We start from the raw sequence: 16,539 nt of genomic DNA, 5'->3' as shown, positions 1-16,539 counted from the left end.
ATGCGCGGATACCTGTGAATACCTCCACGCGTGCGCCGCGGCCCAGGCATCACGGATGGCCCGCCCATGCGATGGCACCCATGCGCGGGCTCGGCTGCGTTGGTGCGGGGTTGCCCCAATAGACCGCCTCGAGCACCCGGTCCGGGAGCGGCGCGCCGCGGCCCCAAACGTCGCGGCTTCGTGTGTTTTGCGCAAAGTTTTTGCCCGCGTAGTCCACGAAGTAGGGATGCGGCCCCCCGGCGCGCTCGACCGAGTTGCCCTCGAGCGAGGGCACGGCCGAGCGAAATGCCGCGAGCGACGGATAGGTATCGAAGCCGGGGACGTCGACGCAATGACGGCGTCGTGCGAGACCTCGTAGAAGATGCCCTTCTCGTCGTTGTTGCGGACCACGTTGCGCGCGATGATGTAGGGCTGGTTCGCGTCGGTGGTGCCGTAGCTCTGATCGCACCAAAAGCCAGTGGCGCCTAGGATGGCGGCCGCGCGAAACTGGAATCGAAGCAAAAAGTTCATGGATCGATTTATGTCGTCAAAGCGACCGGCTGGCATCCCAAGATGGATGAGCGGCGCGCGTTTTGGCGGGTTTCACGCGGTGTGCTCCGGCATTTCCCATCCAAACGCACGACTCGTGGATCGAGCCGCCACCAGTGAACTTTGCTATTGTTCAGAGGTTCGAACAAGGGGCCCGATCGCGGCAAAAACGTAGCTTCGCGCGGACCAACCGTCGTTGAATGGGACAATCCGCCCCTTCACATCGAACGATTCGTACAATCGTATTTTGGAAATCGAAATGATGCTTGCGAGCCGTCGAAGGTGAATTACGGTGTCTCTCATGAAATATCACTTACTCCTTACCACCCTTGCACTTACCACCCTCACCGGCCTGTCGGGATGCGCGAGCGACGCGAACGACGGAGCCCGTGATCCTTCGTCCGAGGGCGAGATCACGGCGCAGGAGCTCACCTCCATCGACCAAAGCGCCGCGCCCGGCGACGACGCCGAGAGCGACGCCGACGATCCGTCCGTCGTCAGCAACGACGACGACGGCGCCAACGAGACGAACCTTCCGCGCATCGAGGCCGCGGCCGATGGCACCGAGACGGAGGACGTCCCGGGCGAGGACGCCGACGACGCACCGGCAAGCGCGGCCCTGCCGATCGAGGAACCGTCGCCCTCGAGCGTGCTGCTCTCGGACCAGATAGCCGCCACCCCGTACATCGGGATCACCGAGCAGCACGGCGACCGCATCATGGTCTTCCCGGCGGGCGAGTTCACGTGGACCAACCGCACCCCGAGCTGGTCGTGGGGCCCGAACAACGCAAAGACGGGGACGGGCAAGAATGCCAAGCTCCAGATCCCGAAGAACCTGTGGGGCAAGTTCGGCAACCCGAGCGACATCAAGTTCAAGAAGAACGGCACCCTCTTGCTCGCGGCATCGGGCGGCGCGGTGGCCATCGTGCGCACCAAGGACCGAAAGCTGACCTTCGTCGCCTACCCCGGCGGGAACCCGCACGCCATCGAGACCCTGCCCGGCAAACAGATCGTCACCGCCTCGAGCAAGGGCTACCTCTGCGTGTTCAGCACCGCGAAGAGCACCGACAAAACGTGCGAGAAGACCAACTTCCCCTTGGCGCACGGGCTCGTTTGGGACGGCGCGCGCAAGCGGCTATGGGTCCTCGGCGGCACGCAGCTCGGCTCGTACAGCTTGAATGGCAGCAAGCTCGTTTTGGACAAAGCCTACAAGGTCCCGGGCAACGGCCACGATCTCTCGCCCGACGGCCCCGATACGCTCCTCTTTTCGTCGACCCACAACGTCTATTCGTTCAACCGCACCACGCACACGTACCGGGTGCTCCCGAACATCAGCCCGCGCAACTACGTCAAGGGCGTCGATCGGCACCCCGTTACCAAGGAATTGCTCATCGCGCGCGATCACGACCTGAAGGACAAGGTGTACGGCGACGACCACGTCGATCACGCCACACCGGCGGGCGCGCACGATACGTACGTTCGAAAGGGCGCGCAGATCTACAAGGCGCGCTGGTGGGTCGGGCGCTGAGACGAGAGCGCGTGCTCGGCGGCCAAGGCGACGGAGAGGATCCGCGCGTCGTGGCCGCTGGGCACCGAAACGAGCACGCTGGTGGTCAATCCGGCGGCATCGACGCCGGTGGGTAGGGCCACCCCCGGCATATCGAGAAAGCTGCCCAACATGGTGAGCCGCAGGGTGGCGAGGTTCGTCGCGACGAAGCGGTCCAGATCGCGCTCCAGAGGCTCGAGCTCCGGCGCGACATGGGCCACGGTGGGGAGCACCAGCACCGCGCCGCCGAGCTCCTCGCCCACCTGCGCAATAAGCCTTTCGCGCGCCCACTGAAGGTGCACGTAGTCGCTGGCGCGGAACCCGCGCGCGCCGTCCAATCGCTTTCGAACGCGCGGATCCATGCGAGCGGCGTCGGGCGAGTCGAGCAGCTTCTCGTGGATGGCAACGGCTTCGGGCGCGGCCATCCAACCGATGCGCTCGATGAGGGCCCACACCTCGTGAAGGGCGTCGACCTTGCGGTGCTCGATGCGCGCACCTTGGGCACGAAGCGCGTCGAGGGCGCGTTCCAGGTTCTTGCGCACGCCTTCTTCGACGCGCGGATCGTGGAGGAGGACTTCGTCGACGACGAACCGCTGCTGGGCGAGATCGGCGGCCAAAATGCGCGGGGGTTGCGCATCGTGAAACAGCGCATCGAGGAGGATGCAGTCTTCCACGGTATGGGCCAGCGGGCCCAAGGAGTCCAAGGTGCGCGAGAGGGGAAAGACGCCGTCGCGCGAGTAATGACGGCTGGACGATTTGAAGCCGACCAGGCCGTTGAAGGCGGCGGGGATGCGGATGGATCCCGCCGTGTCCGTACCCATGGAAATGGGCACCGCGCCGACGGCGACGGCCACCGCCGAGCCGGAGGAGGAACCGCCGGGCACGCGGGCGACCTTCGCGTCGAAGGGGTTGTGCGGGGTGCCGAAGTGGGGATTGATGCCGATCCCCGAGAACGCAAATTCAACCAGGTTGGTCTTTCCAAGGCAGACCAGGCCCGCGCGGGCGGCCATCGCCACCAGCTTGGCGTCCTCGGTCGCGGGGGGATGGTCGGTGAAGACGGCGGCGCCGGCGGTGGTCACCGTGCCTCGAACGTCGAACAGATCTTTCCAGGCGATGGGCACACCGTCCAGGGGCCCCAGGGGCTGCTTGCGGCGCCACCGCTCGGCGGCGAGCTTGGCCTCGGCGCGCGCGCGCTCCTCGGTCCGCGCGATGAAGACGTGCTTCGTCTGCGACGCCCGCGCGAGGTACTGCTCCAGGGCCTCCACCGGATCGATCGTGCCAGACTCGAAAGCACGACCGAGCTCCGCACCGCTCATCAAGGGATTTTCCATGTGTCGCCGTTGAATTAGCGCAGCCCTTTGGCGGTGGCGAGGGGGCGCGAAAAAGAATCGCGCGCACATGGCTCGACCTAGCGCGTGCGTTAGAATGCTGCGCAGGTGAGCGACCGATTCGACGGACGAGGGATGATCGCGCGCGCGGAGGACGAAGGAGCGGGCACGGGCCATCGCATGCCGAAGCCAAAGGGTGTCGCGATCGAGGGTGGGGAAGTGTTGCAGCCGGGCGCGGGCGGGTACCGCGATCCTGCCGCCGCGCTTCGCGCGCCCCTGAAGCTGACCAGCCGGCAGATGGATCGGCGCTTTTGGCTCATGGCGTTCGGCGCCTCGGTTTGGGACCTGTTTAGCGCGTTCCTGCTGCGGCCCCCGGGAAGGGACGATGTCGACTCCTGGGTATCCTTTCACTTCGGATGGCCATTCTTCTTGGTCTTCGTGGGCACTGGAATCGCGCTCACGGCGATTGCGCTCTGGTTGCTCTTCATCCGCACGACCCTGGTCGTCACCGCCCAGACCCTTTCGGTCAAACAGTGGAGCGCGACCCGCATATTCCAAATCACCACCGCGGATCTTCCCGTATCGGAGCTGGTGAGCCTCTTCGTCGAGGACACCGAGCGCGAAGATGGAACCGTGAACGACAAGCCGTTCTACACCACCGTCTATGGCCTGCACGCGCGATTGGCGAACGGGGATCGCAAGCAGCTCGTGTCGGATCTGATGAGCGGATCGCACGCGCGCTTTTTCAAACAGGAGATCGAAGCGTATCTGGGTATCGACCGTCGCTGACGACCTTGCGCCAGACTGTGGCGCGTTCGGGCATCTCCCAACTATGTTCGATGATTTCGGCACATCGAATGAACGGCTATGATGGTGACCGATGAATCGCGAGGAGGAGGCGCCGCAGGACATCGAGGAACCCGATATGTACGCCAGCTTGGCCGCGGAGCATGCGCTCGTGCTCGCGCGGAGGCTGGCCGCGAGCCGCAGCTCGGGGCTGACCACGGCGGCGCTCTTTTTCGGCCTCGCGGAGGCCGGACGTGTCGAGCCGGAGGACACCGCGGCGCGGTTCCTCTGGCGGCATCTGGCCGGGCACGTGGGGGAAGCACGGTATTTCATCGTTCGCGAGACGTTCTTTCCCAATGCGACCGAGGCGTTGAGCGCGGACGCCCCGGAGCCCGGGGCCGCGAGCGAGCCCGCCGCCGTCATTCTGCAAAAGGCACACGAGCTTGCTGTGGAGACCTCGGCGCTGCAAGGCGTGCATCTGCGGCACCTGCTCGCGGCGCTGATCGTCCAAGCCGAGATCGAGCCGTCGGCCGCACGCGGCTCGGATCGCGCGCCGGGGACGGCGCGGGCGCTCTTTCGTGAGTTGAAGCTCGACGTCGCCCAGCTCAAGGCCGAAATGAGCCAGTGGGTGATGGCGCTCGAGGCGCCGGACGACTTCGCCGCGTGGAGCCGCATCCTCGCGCCCTCGCCGAGTGTCGAGCCGGCGAACGCCTCGGCGGCGAATACGGCCAAGGGCCCTTCGATTCAGCGCTCCACCTTGAGCGACAGCGCCACCCGCGAAGACTCGTTGGGATTTCGCCCCACCGTGCGCGCGGTGGCCGATTTTCTGCGGCATCGGGAGACGAAGCCGCCGCTCACCATGAGCGTCGAGGGCGAGTGGGGGAGCGGCAAATCATCGTTCATGATGCAGCTGGAGGCGGAGCTGAAACGGACCTCGGAGTCCAAAGGCCCAACGCCGTTCGTGGTGTGGTTCGATGCATGGAGGCACGCCGACAACGAGGAGATGTGGGCCACCTTCGCGGTGGAGTTCCTGCACCAGATTGCGGCGCAACAGACTTTGTTCAAACGACTTTGGGGGCACCTCTTGCTCTTCATCCGGCGCGTGAAGTGGCGCGATGTGCGGCTCGAGGTGCTGCGCGCGGTTCTCTTCGGGGTGGCGGGCGTGCTCATCGTGCTCGCCTTGGTGCAGTTGCTCCACGCGCACTGGGCCGAGCTGGCCTTTGCGCGAAGCCTCGCGACGGAGGGCTCGAAGGGCGACGGGGCGCTGGAGAAGCTCACGGGAAAGCTCATCCTCGCGGGCGGGTGGACGGGCGCGCTCGGGCTGGCGGTGTTGACCCTCACCCGCGTGAAGGGGCTGGTGGGCGGCTCCTTGCCGTTCGATTTGAAGAAGCACGTCGACTCGCCCGATTACGAAGGGCGCTCGACATTTCTCGATCAGTTCCACAAGGACTTTGCGAAGATCGTGGACGCGTACCTCGGGCCCAGGCGGGTGTACGTCTTCATCGACGACTTGGATCGGTGCGAGGTCCCCACGGCCGTGGACTTGATGCAGGCCATCAACTTGATGACGGCGTGCACGCCCAAGTTGATCTTCATCATCGGCATGGACCGGGAGAAGGTGGCGGCGGGCGTGGCCGCCAAGTATGCGCCCGTTCTCCCGTACCTGCGCGCGTCGTCGATGCCGCCGGGGCGGGGGCCGTGCGGCAAGTCGAGCGAGCTCGATGCGGCGCACGGCGTGGCGTTCGGGCTCGACTTCATCGAGAAGTTCATCCAGCTCCCCTTTGCGCTGCCGCGGCCCACGGAGGCCGACACGCGGCTCATGCTGTGGAACCTCTCCATCGATCGCGTCGATACGCGCTCGCGGAGACCCACGGCGCTGCCCGCGTCCTCGCCTGCGCCCGCGGCGCAAGCTGCCGCGGCCACGGTGGAGCGCACCGCGAAGAGCCGGGATACCTTGGCGCCGCCGAGCTCCGTGCCGGTGCACACCGAGCAGGAAACGGCGCGCTTTGCGTCAGCCGTGTCGACGGACTCGCCGCTCATCCACGACATCACCTTGGCCCTGGCGCCGACGCTCGACTTCAACCCGCGCCGGGTCAAACAATTCTTGAACCTCTTTCGCCTGCGGGCTTTTCTCGCTTGGCAAACGGGTCGCCTGGAGCTCGAGCACCCAGGCGACGACGGCGACACCCTGACCTTGCCGCAGCTCGGGAAGCTCACGGCCATCGCGCTGCGCTGGCCATCGCTCGTGGCCGATCTGGAGGCGGATCCGTTGCTCCTCGGGCGGTTGCAAGCCTTTGCGCTGGGAACCGGCCAGGCCGATGACGGCGAGCACGCCCCCGCCGCCAAGTGGTTCCAGCATCCGAAGCTCCTGGCGCTGCTCCGGCTCGGCGCGGTCGCGAGCCAATCCGTCGATTCGGCCAAGCCCGCCGCGCCGGTCATGACCCCCGATTACGATGTCTCGCGCATGCTCTTCGCTTGGTCGGCCTTGGGCTTTTCGCGCATGGCCCCCGACGGCGCACCTCCGACCAACGGCGCGGCCTCCGAGTCGCCCTCGCCGTCGATCCGGGTGCCTGCGCCGGCGAGCGCGCAGTGATGCGGGCGCAGGTTCGCCGCGCGCTCAGGTCGGGCGGCCGAGGCTCGCCAAGTACTTCCGCCAGCCGCCGAACGACGAGATCTCGTAGTGCGCGCCCGACGCCACCTGTTCGCGGCGCAGGATCATCGAGAGCGACGCGGAGCCGTCCTCCAGCTTGATGATGCCGAGCTCCAGCTCCGGCGGCTCGTTGGGCAGGAGCTCGTCGCGCAGGACCGCGTCGGGGACCTCGTACACTTCGCCCTCGATGGCCGTGTTGACCGTGGGATCGGGGAACAAGCCCGGAAAGGTGTCTCGGATGGAGAAGAAGCGGTAGCCGGGGGCGGTGCGGGTCTTCATCACCAGCGGCGCGCCCTTGAGGTGATGATGCGCCGAGCCGCCCTCCATCGCTTGGCCATTGAGAAACATGCGTGCCATGAACCGCTCCTTTCGGCGGAGAATCTGCCCGTTGCCGGGGCGCGATGCAAGGGCGCGCGATGCAAGGGCGCGCCACCGCCGAGGCTCACGAATCGGCGAGCGGTCGATTCACCGCCGGCGTCCCCTCCCCCGCCGTTTCGGCACCACCCCGCGGGCGCCGCAGCACGAGCAAGGTGAGGATGGCGGTGGCCGCGGTGACCACGGCCGCGATGATCACGGTGATCTGAAAGGCGTGGCCGAACGCCGTGCGGGCCGCGTCGCGGAGCAAGGTGGAGGCGGGCTCGGGGAGCTGCGCGGCTGCGGCGGTCGCGCCGCCCAAGGTGTCCTCCGCGATTTTCAGCACCTCGGGGCGGATTCCATCGGGCGCAGCATCCGCCATGCCCTGGCGGTAAAAGGCCGTGCCGATGCTACCGAGGATGGCGATCCCCAACGCGCCCCCCAGCTCCGAGCTCGTCTCGGAGAGCGCCGCCGCCGCACCCGCGCGCTCGGGCGGCGCCGCGCCGACGATCAAATCCGTGCCCAAGGTAAACACCGGGGCAAACCCGAGCGAAAGGGTGAGCATCCCAATCACCAGGGCGGTCAACCCGAGCGACGGCGCGCGCGAGAGCATCGCAAAGCCAATGGCCCCCAGCGCCATCCCTCCGGCCAGCACGAACACCGGACGGCTCCGGCGCACGATGGCCGGGGCCAAAATGGAGCCGAGGATGAAACCGCCCGACCACGGCAAGGTCCAAAGACCGGCCGCCAGCGGCGAGAGCCCGAGAACGAGCTGCAAATATTGGCCGATGTAGACGAACGCGCCGAACATCACCAAGGCGCCCACGATGAACGTGCCCAGGGACGCGGTGAACTGAGGCGCGCGGAACAGCCGGAAGTCGATGAGCGGATCGGCGAGGGTGCGCTGCCGGCGCACGAAGAGCACCCCGACGGTGAGCCCCAGGGCCACCGCGAGCCCGGGGACCCATCCCATCCCATCCTGCGCCACCAGCTTCATGCCATAGATCACCGAGAGCACGGCAAGGAGCGAGAGGACGGCGCTGAGGAAATCGAGCGGGCGCGCCTCGGGATCGCGGAACTCCGGCAGCAGAAAGGGACCCAGCGCGAGCAGCAGCACCATGACGGGCACGCCCACGAGAAAGACCGAACCCCATCCGAAATGCTGCAGCATCACGCCACCGACGACAGGACCAATCGCGCCGCCGATGGAGTAGCTGCTAATCCAGATACCGATGGCCGTGGTGCGTTGATTCGCGTCTCGAAACATATGGCGAATGAGCGACAGGGTCGACGGCGCCAAGGTCGCGCCGGCAACGCCGAGCACCGCGCGCGCCGCGATGAGCATTTCCGCGCTGCCGGAGAAGGCGGCCAGGGTGGACGCGGCTGCAAATGCGCCGGCGCCCATCATGAGCAGCCGGCGCCGCCCGATGCGGTCGCCCAGGTTGCCCATGGTGACGAGCATCCCCGCCACCAGAAAGCCGTAAATATCGATGATCCATAAGAGCTCGGCGCTGCTGGGGGCAAGCTCGGCGCTCAAGCGCGGCAAGGCCAGGTTCAGGACCGTCAAATCCATCGAGTAAACCAGGCAGGGAAGCGCGATCACCGCGAGGCCGATCCATTCCTTCCGGCCGGCCTCGGGCGAATGACCTGAATCGGCGGAATCAGCGAGATCAGCGGAATCAGCTGACGGAGCTTCGTGATCGGGCGGGTGCATACCACTTTTCCTCTAGGGCCAATGCTTCGAGGGCCAACGCGACCCTCGTCGAAATGTCGAACGAGCACGCGCACGACCGACATGCCTCGAAACGATTTCCGTGCGGCCGCACGACTTTCTTGCGTCGAAGCGGGCCGATGCGACCGTGATCGACGCGATCAGCTCACGCGATCGCCTTGGCCATGATCGATCCGATCATAAAGCAGGGGCGCGCCGGCAAAAAATTCGCTCGTATTTCGACGGAATGTTCCTTGCGTTCGCGCGCCGGTTCACTCGCCCGCACCGTTCGCCAAAGGATCGCCATGAAACGCTCCACGCTGTCGGCTGCCATCGTCACGCTCGTGCTCTTGCTCGGTCTCGTTCTCGGCGCCAAGCCGGCGTTCGCGGCCAACCTGCTTACGAACCCAGGGTTCGAGGCTGGCTCCTTGTCCGGCTGGTCGTGCTCGGGGGGCTCGGTGGTGAGCAGCCCCGTGCACTCGGGGAGCTTTGCGTTGGCCGCCAACGCCAGCGCGTCGGACATCGGGCAGTGTACGCAAACGGTGTCGGTCGTGCCCAATACGGCTTATAAAATTTCGGCCTGGGTTCGAGGCAGCTATGTGTACCTCGGGGTCACCGGGGGCCAGCAAACGTGGACGCCTTCAGCCTCGAGCTACACGCAACTCAACGTCTCGTTCACCAGCGGCGCGAACCAGACCACGGCGCAGCTCTTTTTGCACGGCTGGTTCGGCCAGGGAACGTACAACGCGGACGATGTGGTCTTCGACGGGCCGGGCGGCGGCAACCCCGGGGCGCCGGGTGCTCCGGGCAATCCGGCGGTCGGCACCATCACCGATACATCGATCGCCTTGTCGTGGGGCGCCTCCACCGGCACGGTGACGGGGTACCGCGTTTACGAGGGCTCCACCTTGCGCGCCACGGTGACCGGCACCTCCACCACCCTCAGCGGGCTCGCGGCCTGCTCCACGCACAGCTACGCGGTGACCGCGTTCAACGACGCGGGCGAGTCGCCGCGCACCACGGAGGCCACCGGCACGACCAGCGGCTGCGTCAACCCGGGGCTGCCCAAGCACGCGCTGATTGGCTATTTGCACGCGAGCTTCGCCAATGGATCGGGCTACATCCGCATGGCCGACGTGCCGGCCGATTGGGACATCATCAACTTGGCATTCGGCGAGCCCACCTCGGTCACCTCCGGCGATATTCGATTCACGCGCTGCCCGGCCTCGGAGTGCCCGAGCGTGGAGACCGACGCGGAGTTCACCGCCGCCATCCGCGCCAAGCAGGCGCAGGGCAAGAAGGTGCTCATCTCGATCGGCGGTCAGAATGGGCAGGTGCAGCTCACCAGCGCCGGCGCCCGCGACAAGTTCGTCAGCTCGGTGTCCGCCATCATCGACAAGTACGGGCTCGATGGCTTGGACATCGACTTCGAGGGTCATTCGCTCTTCCTGAACTCGGGCGACACCGACTTCCGCAACCCGACCACGCCGGTCATCGTCAACTTGATCGCGGCGCTGCGGACCCTGAAGGCGCGCTACGGCGCTTCGTTCGTGCTCACCATGGCGCCGGAGACGTTCTTCGTGCAAGTTGGATATCAGTTCTACGGCGGCTCGGGCGGCAGCGACAACCGCACCGGCTCGTACCTGCCCGTCATCCACGCCATGCGCAACGATCTCACGGTGCTGCACGTGCAGGACTACAACTCGGGACCGGTGATGGGGCTCGACAATCAGTACCACAACATCGGTAACGCCGATTTCCACATCGCCATGACCGATATGATCAAAGCAGGTTTTCCGGTGGCCAACACGGGGATCACCTTCCCCGGACTGCGCCCGGAGCAAATCGCGTTCGGCCTCCCGGCGGCGACCAGCGCGGGCAATGGCTACACCACCCCCGCCGCCGTGCAGAGCGCGCTCAACTGCTTGGCGCGGGGGCAGAGCTGCGGGGGCTATACGTTGCGCGGTGGAACGTCACCGAGCATCCGCGGTCTCATGACGTGGTCGATCAATTGGGACCGCTTCTTCAATTGGGAGTTCCAGAACAGCCACGGTCCCTTCCTCGACGCGCTCCCGTGAACGCACGCGAGCGCGAGGGCGGACGGCGGGAGCTCGGTCACTCGATCTCGTTCACGTGGGGATCGGCGTGGCGATGCACCAGCTTCCAGTCGCTGCCCTCGCGGCGGAACACCTCGGTGATGCGGAGGTTGAAGGTCGCGGGCTCCTTCTTGGGGCCCATCTTGGCGGTGCCGCGCTGAATGCCGATCCAGTACGCGAGGCCCTGGCTCGCCCCCATGTGCAGGGTCTCCAGGGTGCTTTCGCCGTCCGTGAAGGCGCGGGCGCCCTGCTCGTAGGCGGTGGCCACGTTCTCGGCGCCTTTGACATGGCCGCCCCTCGGACCGAAGAACGTCGCGGGCGAGATGCGCGCGACGAGGTGGTTGAGCGGCGCGCCATCGCCCCGCACGAACGCCTGGGATGCTTCCTCGCGCCGCTTCATGAACGCTTCGAAATCGTGCAAATCGTCGACCATGGGCTCTCTCCTCGTGTCGCGTGCAGCTAGGTGTGTCGCGTGCAGCTAGGTGCGCGCGCCCGGTTCGTCCAGCTCAGCGAACGAAGAACAGCGAGGGCGCTCCGCCGCGCGCGGGGTGCCTTGCGTCGCGGCGCGCGGGATCGTCGATGGGGGTGGCGCTGGTCCTTCGCGTTCCGCGCGAGGGAGCCGCGATCTTGCGCCGCTCGGCCTCGACCGGGCGCGCAGCCGGGGCCGGCACCGCTTCGCGCGCCACCGGCTCGGCGGCGAGGGCACCTTCGGCCGCCGTCTCGCCGGCGGGTGCGGTCGCGCCCGTGGTCATGGTGGACGCGAGCGCCGTCTCACCGCCGGACACATCCACGGGCGAGCGCGCCAGCATCACGGCGGCGCCGAGCACGGCGGAGATGAAGCCGATGGAGAGCGCCGCGCCGCGCCGATCCCATCGGCGTTGCGCGGTGATGAGCCGCTCCGAGAGCTTTGCCGGCACGGGCACGGGGGCGGACTCGGCCGGCTCGTCGCAGACGGCGCGAACGAAGGCCTTGGCCATGCTGCGCGCCGACGAGAACCGCCGCGTCGGGTCCACCGCAAAGGCGGTGCGAAACCAGCGATCCACGGCCTGCGGGAGCTCGGGCCGCACGTGGCAGGGCGCCTCGTAGTGCCCTTGGGTGGCCGCCAGATAAATGGCGGCCGGCGTGTCACCGCGGAACGGCATGCGGCCCACGAGCGCCTCGTATGCGAGCACGGCGAGCGCCCAACAATCGACGCGCCAGCCGACCTCGCGCGGGTTGATGAACCGCTCCGGGCTCATGAAATACGGCGTGCCGACCACCTCGCCCTCGTCCGTGGTCCGGCACGAGGTCTCCTTTTCGTCGCGCGCCACCCCGAAGTCGAGCACCTTCACGATGCGATCGGTGCCCTGCAGAAAGACGTTCTCCGGTTTGATATCCCGGTGAACGATCCCGAGCTCGTGCGCCTTCTCCAGCACGCGCGCCACCGTCTGAACGATCGCGGCCACTTCGTCGGGCGGCAACGTCCCTTTCTCGGCGATGTAGCGCGCGAGATCCTGCCCCTCGAGGTACTCCATCACGATGTACGGAGCGCCGTGCGCGAGCGGCGAGCAGCCGAAGTCGAGGATCTGCACCACGTTGGGGTGGTGAATGCGCGCGGCGGTGCGGGCCTCGCGCATGAAACGCTCCGCCGCGTGCGGCGTGCGCATATAGGCGGAGCCGGACATGAACTTCACGGCCACCGGCATATCGAGGCCGACGTGCCGTGCGAGCCAGACGCTCCCCATTCCACCTTGGGCAATGCGGCGTTCGAGCTGCACGTTCTCCGTGACCATGACCCCGGGTGCAACCTCGGACACTCCGGAGCACCGCGGCCCCGACGGGTGAACCGACCCGGAGTATCGCTCATCCCGGTCGGCGTTTTCCAAAGGAAGTGCAGCCATTGTGCGCCGGCAGAGAGCAACGCACGTGCCTCTGCTGTCTCCATGCAGTTTCACCGTGTGCGCGCGAAAAACCAGCTTCGTTGCGCGCGCGATGCAGAACAAAACTGTCACGACGCATCCCACGCGGTGTCATTTGCTACACGATCGCTCGGTCGTGGCGATTTCTACCGTTTCTGCGCGTTACGCGTAAACGAGCGAGCGCTCGGTGCGATCCTCGCCCCGCTCGCCTTCCGACAAAAGAGCCGATCTCATCGCCGCGTTCATAAATGCGAAGAGGCGGGATGCACCCGCATGCAACTGGATGCGACCGATCGACCGACGTGACCGATCCGACCTGATGCGACGCGCCACCGGCGAAGCGTCATGGACCAAGCCGTGGACGCTCCGAGAGCACGCGCTCCACCGTCTCGAGAGCCCTGCGCAGCTCGTCGCCTTCGAGCGGAAGACGAGGCGGGCGCACGCGCGCGCTCCCGCGGCCGATTTTCTCCTGCATCAATTTCGCGAGCTGAACGAACTTCGGCGCCGAGTCCATGCGCAAAAGCGGAAGGAGCCAATCATTGAGCTCCGCGGCTTTATTCGTCAATCCCGACGACGCGGAGCGGTAAAGGTGCATCGACTCGGCCGGCAGCGCATTCATCAAGCTGGCCACCCAGCCGCTCGCGCCTGCGCCAATGCCCTCGACGAGCACGTCGTCCATTCCCACGAGCACCTGCAGCCGACTCCCCAATAGGGCGCGAATGGCGGATATGCGCCGCACATCGATGCTCGACTCCTTAACGGCCTCGAGATTGGGGTGCGCCGCTGCCAACTCGGCAATTTGTTCGGGCCGGAAGTCGGCCCCATGCAGGCTCGAACCATTGTTGAGCATACAAGGCAAGTCCGTGGCGGAGATCACGGAGCTCACGTGCTCGCGGGTCTCGCGCCAATCGTCGGCCCCCACGTCGGGCAAGTACGGCGCGACCACCGTCAGCCCCCGACAGCCCACGGCGCGCGCGTGCTTCGCCAACGCCACGGCTTCGCCGGTGATGGGGGCCAGGATGGCCGGGATGACCGGAATGCGCTTTCCGGCGGCGCGCATGCAGGTCTCGATCACCTGGCGCTTTTCCCCCGGGGTGAGCGACGTTCCCTCCCCCGTGACCGCGAGCAGCGGCACCAATCCTCGCACACCGTAGTCCGCTAGCCAGCGGCAGTGGTCAAAGAGGCGACCGTGATCAATGCTCAGGTCGGGATTGAAGGGGGTCGTGAGTGCAGGAAACACTCCATTCCAATCAATGCGATTGGTACTGCGGGCTTTAGGACTCGTTTCCACATCGAACTCCCACGCGCTTTGCTGCCGATGCCATTGGGATGAACCCCGCCCCCGTGGAAAAACCGCGCCGACGTTCAGAGACGAGGCGCAGCTACATGGGACGCTCCTTCTATTGGAGCCCAACAGCCGTTCCGCAAGGGTATCCGCACGTCTGGTGCGTCCGCACACCGACTGCAAATCCACTCATCCGGACGGCCTTCCAGTATCATGGACTGTCCCGACCTTGCCACTCTTTTCTTGATGATACCTCTCTTGCTCCGCTTCGTTTTGTTTGTGGCCGCAAATTTCGAGATGCGACCTTCGATTTCCAATGGCGTGCCAGCTATGCGGTTACGAACCGCTACACGGGTTACGCGCCAGCTACGCAGGTTACATGACGGCCGACCGTATCCCATGCGCCCACTCGACTCGGGGTTTCGTCTGCCGATCGAGCATCGACAACGATGTCTGTCCCATCCGGAGGTAACCTGAAGCCTGGCCCAAAGCTTCCCGAGCTCGCAGGGCGGGACGCAGGGCGATTCAACCGCGCGTATGGCGCGCCCGAAGGATTTGGAAATACCGGCGGGCGATGCCCGAGGCGGCGGCGGCGCGCACCACATTGCCGTCGTGGCGTGCGAGAACGCGCTCCACGTACTTTCGTTCGAACTCGCTCACCAGGCGCTCGCGCGCGCGGGTGAGCGGCAGCTCGGTGGCGAGGATCTCCTCGATGAGGTCTCCCTTGCCTGCCGGGGCGCGCGGGGGCTCGTCGAGCTTGCCCGGCGGGTTCTCGGCGGCGAGCGCCGTTTCGCCGAGGGCGAGGGCGCGGGCCACGGCGTTGCGAAGCTCGCGAACGTTGCCTGGCCAACGGTAGTCTTCGAAGCGCTGAATCAAGTCCTCGGGCATCGGGACCCCCGAGCCGCCGAGCGCTTGCCAGAACTGGCACGCCAGAAGCCCCACGTCGCCCGTGCGATCGCGCAGCGGGGGCAGCTCGATGCGCCCGACCGCGAGGCGGAAGAAGAGATCGTCCCGAAACCGCCCGGCCTGCACCTCGCGATCGAGATCGCGCCGCGTGGCAGCAATGACGCGCACGTCCACCCGCATCCATTGGTTCGAGCCGACGCGCTGGACCTCGCCGCGCTCGAGCGCGCGAAGGAGCTTCGGCTGGAGCGGCAGATCGAGCTCGCCGAGCTCGTCGATGAAGAGCGTACCGCCGTGCGCTTCTTCGAAGACCCCCTTGCGCGGCGCGAAGGCACCCGTGAACGAGCCGCGTTCGTGCCCGAACAAGGTCGACTCCATGAGGTTCGGAGGGACCGCCGTGCAGTCGAAGACCACGAACGGAGCCTTGGCGCGGCGGCTCGCCTCGTGGAGGGCCTCGGCCAGCACCTCTTTGCCCGTCCCGGTCTCGCCCTCGATCAGCACGGGCAGCTCGCTCTCGGCGAACCGTCGGCACAGCGGGTAGAGCCGGCGCATCACCGGGCTCGCGCCCAGCATGCGGCCGAAGCGAATGTCCTTGGGGAGCGGCACGGCCTTCGGTTCGCCGCGCTGCAGATGCAAGGTGGTCTGCGCCACGCGAACCCGATCCCCATCGCGCACGTACGCCTCGTGGATCGACACGCCGTTGATGGTGGTGCCGTTGGTGGATTCCAGATCCGTGAGCCGCACCCCCTTGGGCCCGATCTCGAAGACAGCGTGCCTTCGCGAGACCATCGGATCCTCGAGCCGCAGATCGCACGCCGGTCCTTTGCCGACGAGCAGGCGGCTGCCCACCGTGCCGTTGAAGACGCAGCGCAAACCCGCCTGCGCGCCATCGAGCACGACCAAGGCGTAGCTCTCCTCGATGACGGTCGACATCAGCGGTGCACGTATCGTGGATATGTCCCACCCGTTGGAACTCATGGGTGCACTCGAATGTAGCCCAAAAGCGAGAAATGCCGAGCCGCCTCCGACGCCACACGGCCCTTGGCCGTTGGCTCTTCGCGTCCCTCCTCGTTCCACCGCGCATTTTCTCGTTCTTGCTCGTCTTTTCCTTGTCTTGCCTTGTCTTTCTCGTTGTCTTTTTCGCGCCACCTCGCTCGTCGACGGCCAGCTCACCTCAGCCTGGTACCGTACTGTACAGTCGTATGAATCTCCATCGCGCGCGGCGCCGGAGGGCGCGATGACGGCGCACGACGCCGTGCGATCTCGGAGATCGCATCATCGATCCCGAGGATCGCGCACCCGCCGTCCGGTGTGACCGCGGACCCTCGAAGACCGCGCGGATCGGGGGCGAGAACGAATCCTGCTTAGGTGATGGTCGAAGTTCGGATTGCGGCGAAGTGCATGTTGCTCGTTGGCTGCTTCCTTGGCTTGTTTTGGCTTTCTTGGCTTATTTT

13 protein-coding genes are annotated in these 16,539 nt (G+C 66.4%); 4 read left to right on the top strand and 9 right to left on the bottom strand.

Going from position 1 to position 16,539, the window contains the following annotated elements:
* Positions 1 to 49 precede the first annotated feature (49 nt).
* The gene (locus LZC94_45700; GenBank protein WXB15102.1) at positions 50 to 274 is read right to left on the bottom strand and encodes a hypothetical protein; all 225 of its coding nucleotides are present in this window, start codon (positions 272 to 274) and stop codon (positions 50 to 52) included.
* Between the two features lie 555 nt (positions 275 to 829).
* Between LZC94_45700 and LZC94_45695 the strand changes: the two genes are divergently transcribed.
* Complete coding sequence (locus LZC94_45695) at positions 830 to 2,056, top strand: DUF6528 family protein (protein WXB15101.1); 1,227 nt, start codon at positions 830 to 832, stop codon at positions 2,054 to 2,056.
* On the opposite strand, the gene LZC94_45690 is transcribed toward LZC94_45695, so the two are convergent.
* Positions 2,026 to 3,405 carry an amidase gene (locus LZC94_45690; protein WXB15100.1) on the bottom strand — a complete coding sequence of 460 codons (1,380 nt, stop codon included), beginning with the start codon at positions 3,403 to 3,405 and terminating at the stop codon, positions 2,026 to 2,028. The genes LZC94_45695 and LZC94_45690 overlap by 31 nt on opposite strands.
* Positions 3,406 to 3,510: 105 nt before the next feature.
* Here LZC94_45690 and LZC94_45685 point away from each other — a divergent pair, with 105 nt between their 5' ends.
* Together LZC94_45685 and LZC94_45680 are read left to right on the top strand one after the other, a co-directional pair.
* Complete coding sequence (locus LZC94_45685; protein WXB15099.1) at positions 3,511 to 4,191, top strand: hypothetical protein; 681 nt, start codon at positions 3,511 to 3,513, stop codon at positions 4,189 to 4,191.
* Between the two features lie 91 nt (positions 4,192 to 4,282).
* The gene (locus LZC94_45680; protein WXB15098.1) at positions 4,283 to 6,781 is read left to right on the top strand and encodes a KAP family NTPase; all 2,499 of its coding nucleotides are present in this window, start codon (positions 4,283 to 4,285) and stop codon (positions 6,779 to 6,781) included.
* 24 nt (positions 6,782 to 6,805) lie between these two features.
* Here LZC94_45680 and LZC94_45675 read toward each other — a convergent pair whose 3' ends face one another.
* The 3 genes from LZC94_45675 to LZC94_45665 form a co-directional block, all read right to left on the bottom strand.
* The gene (locus LZC94_45675; GenBank protein ID WXB15097.1) at positions 6,806 to 7,195 is read right to left on the bottom strand and encodes a gamma-glutamylcyclotransferase; all 390 of its coding nucleotides are present in this window, start codon (positions 7,193 to 7,195) and stop codon (positions 6,806 to 6,808) included.
* 85 nt (positions 7,196 to 7,280) lie between these two features.
* Positions 7,281 to 8,795: an MFS transporter gene (locus tag LZC94_45670; protein WXB15096.1), complete on the bottom strand. Its 1,515-nt coding sequence runs from the start codon at positions 8,793 to 8,795 to the stop codon at positions 7,281 to 7,283.
* 274 nt (positions 8,796 to 9,069) lie between these two features.
* Positions 9,070 to 9,210, bottom strand: a complete 141-nt coding sequence (locus LZC94_45665) for a hypothetical protein (protein ID WXB15095.1) — start codon at positions 9,208 to 9,210, stop codon at positions 9,070 to 9,072.
* Between LZC94_45665 and LZC94_45660 the strand changes: the two genes are divergently transcribed.
* Positions 9,209 to 10,981: a glycoside hydrolase family 18 protein gene (locus LZC94_45660; GenBank protein WXB15094.1), complete on the top strand. Its 1,773-nt coding sequence runs from the start codon at positions 9,209 to 9,211 to the stop codon at positions 10,979 to 10,981. The two genes, LZC94_45665 and LZC94_45660, sit on opposite strands and share 2 nt — an antisense overlap.
* A gap of 37 nt (positions 10,982 to 11,018) precedes the next feature.
* Here the strand turns inward: LZC94_45660 and LZC94_45655 are convergent, their stop codons facing one another.
* The 4 genes from LZC94_45655 to LZC94_45640 all read right to left on the bottom strand — a co-directional run bounded on the left by LZC94_45655 (position 11,019) and on the right by LZC94_45640 (position 16,063).
* Positions 11,019 to 11,432, bottom strand: coding sequence for a nuclear transport factor 2 family protein (locus LZC94_45655; protein WXB15093.1), 414 nt, complete (start codon positions 11,430 to 11,432; stop codon positions 11,019 to 11,021).
* 73 nt (positions 11,433 to 11,505) lie between these two features.
* The gene (locus LZC94_45650; protein ID WXB15092.1) at positions 11,506 to 12,795 is read right to left on the bottom strand and encodes a protein kinase; all 1,290 of its coding nucleotides are present in this window, start codon (positions 12,793 to 12,795) and stop codon (positions 11,506 to 11,508) included.
* A 445-nt stretch (positions 12,796 to 13,240) separates the two neighbouring features.
* On the bottom strand, positions 13,241 to 14,137 hold the full coding sequence (locus LZC94_45645) for a dihydrodipicolinate synthase family protein (GenBank protein WXB15091.1): 897 nt from the start codon (positions 14,135 to 14,137) through the stop codon (positions 13,241 to 13,243).
* 570 nt (positions 14,138 to 14,707) lie between these two features.
* On the bottom strand, positions 14,708 to 16,063 hold the full coding sequence (locus LZC94_45640) for a sigma 54-interacting transcriptional regulator (GenBank protein ID WXB15090.1): 1,356 nt from the start codon (positions 16,061 to 16,063) through the stop codon (positions 14,708 to 14,710).
* Positions 16,064 to 16,539: the final 476 nt, after the last annotated feature.

Source organism: Sorangiineae bacterium MSr11954 (assembly GCA_037157815.1).
Lineage (GTDB): Bacteria > Myxococcota_A > Polyangia > Polyangiales > Polyangiaceae > Pendulispora > Pendulispora albinea.
This window is presented reverse-complemented; position numbering and strand designations above follow the sequence as displayed.

Coding starts and splice junctions, on each gene's coding strand:
- LZC94_45695 (WXB15101.1), top strand. CDS start 830: ATGAAATATCACTTACTCCTTACCACCCTTGCACTTACCACCCTCACC.
- LZC94_45690 (WXB15100.1), bottom strand. CDS start 3,405: ATGGAAAATCCCTTGATGAGCGGTGCGGAGCTCGGTCGTGCTTTCGAG.
- LZC94_45680 (WXB15098.1), top strand. CDS start 4,283: ATGAATCGCGAGGAGGAGGCGCCGCAGGACATCGAGGAACCCGATATG.
- LZC94_45675 (WXB15097.1), bottom strand. CDS start 7,195: ATGGCACGCATGTTTCTCAATGGCCAAGCGATGGAGGGCGGCTCGGCG.
- LZC94_45660 (WXB15094.1), top strand. CDS start 9,209: ATGAAACGCTCCACGCTGTCGGCTGCCATCGTCACGCTCGTGCTCTTG.
- LZC94_45665 (WXB15095.1), bottom strand. CDS start 9,210: ATGGCGATCCTTTGGCGAACGGTGCGGGCGAGTGAACCGGCGCGCGAA.
- LZC94_45655 (WXB15093.1), bottom strand. CDS start 11,432: ATGGTCGACGATTTGCACGATTTCGAAGCGTTCATGAAGCGGCGCGAG.
- LZC94_45640 (WXB15090.1), bottom strand. CDS start 16,063: ATGAGTTCCAACGGGTGGGACATATCCACGATACGTGCACCGCTGATG.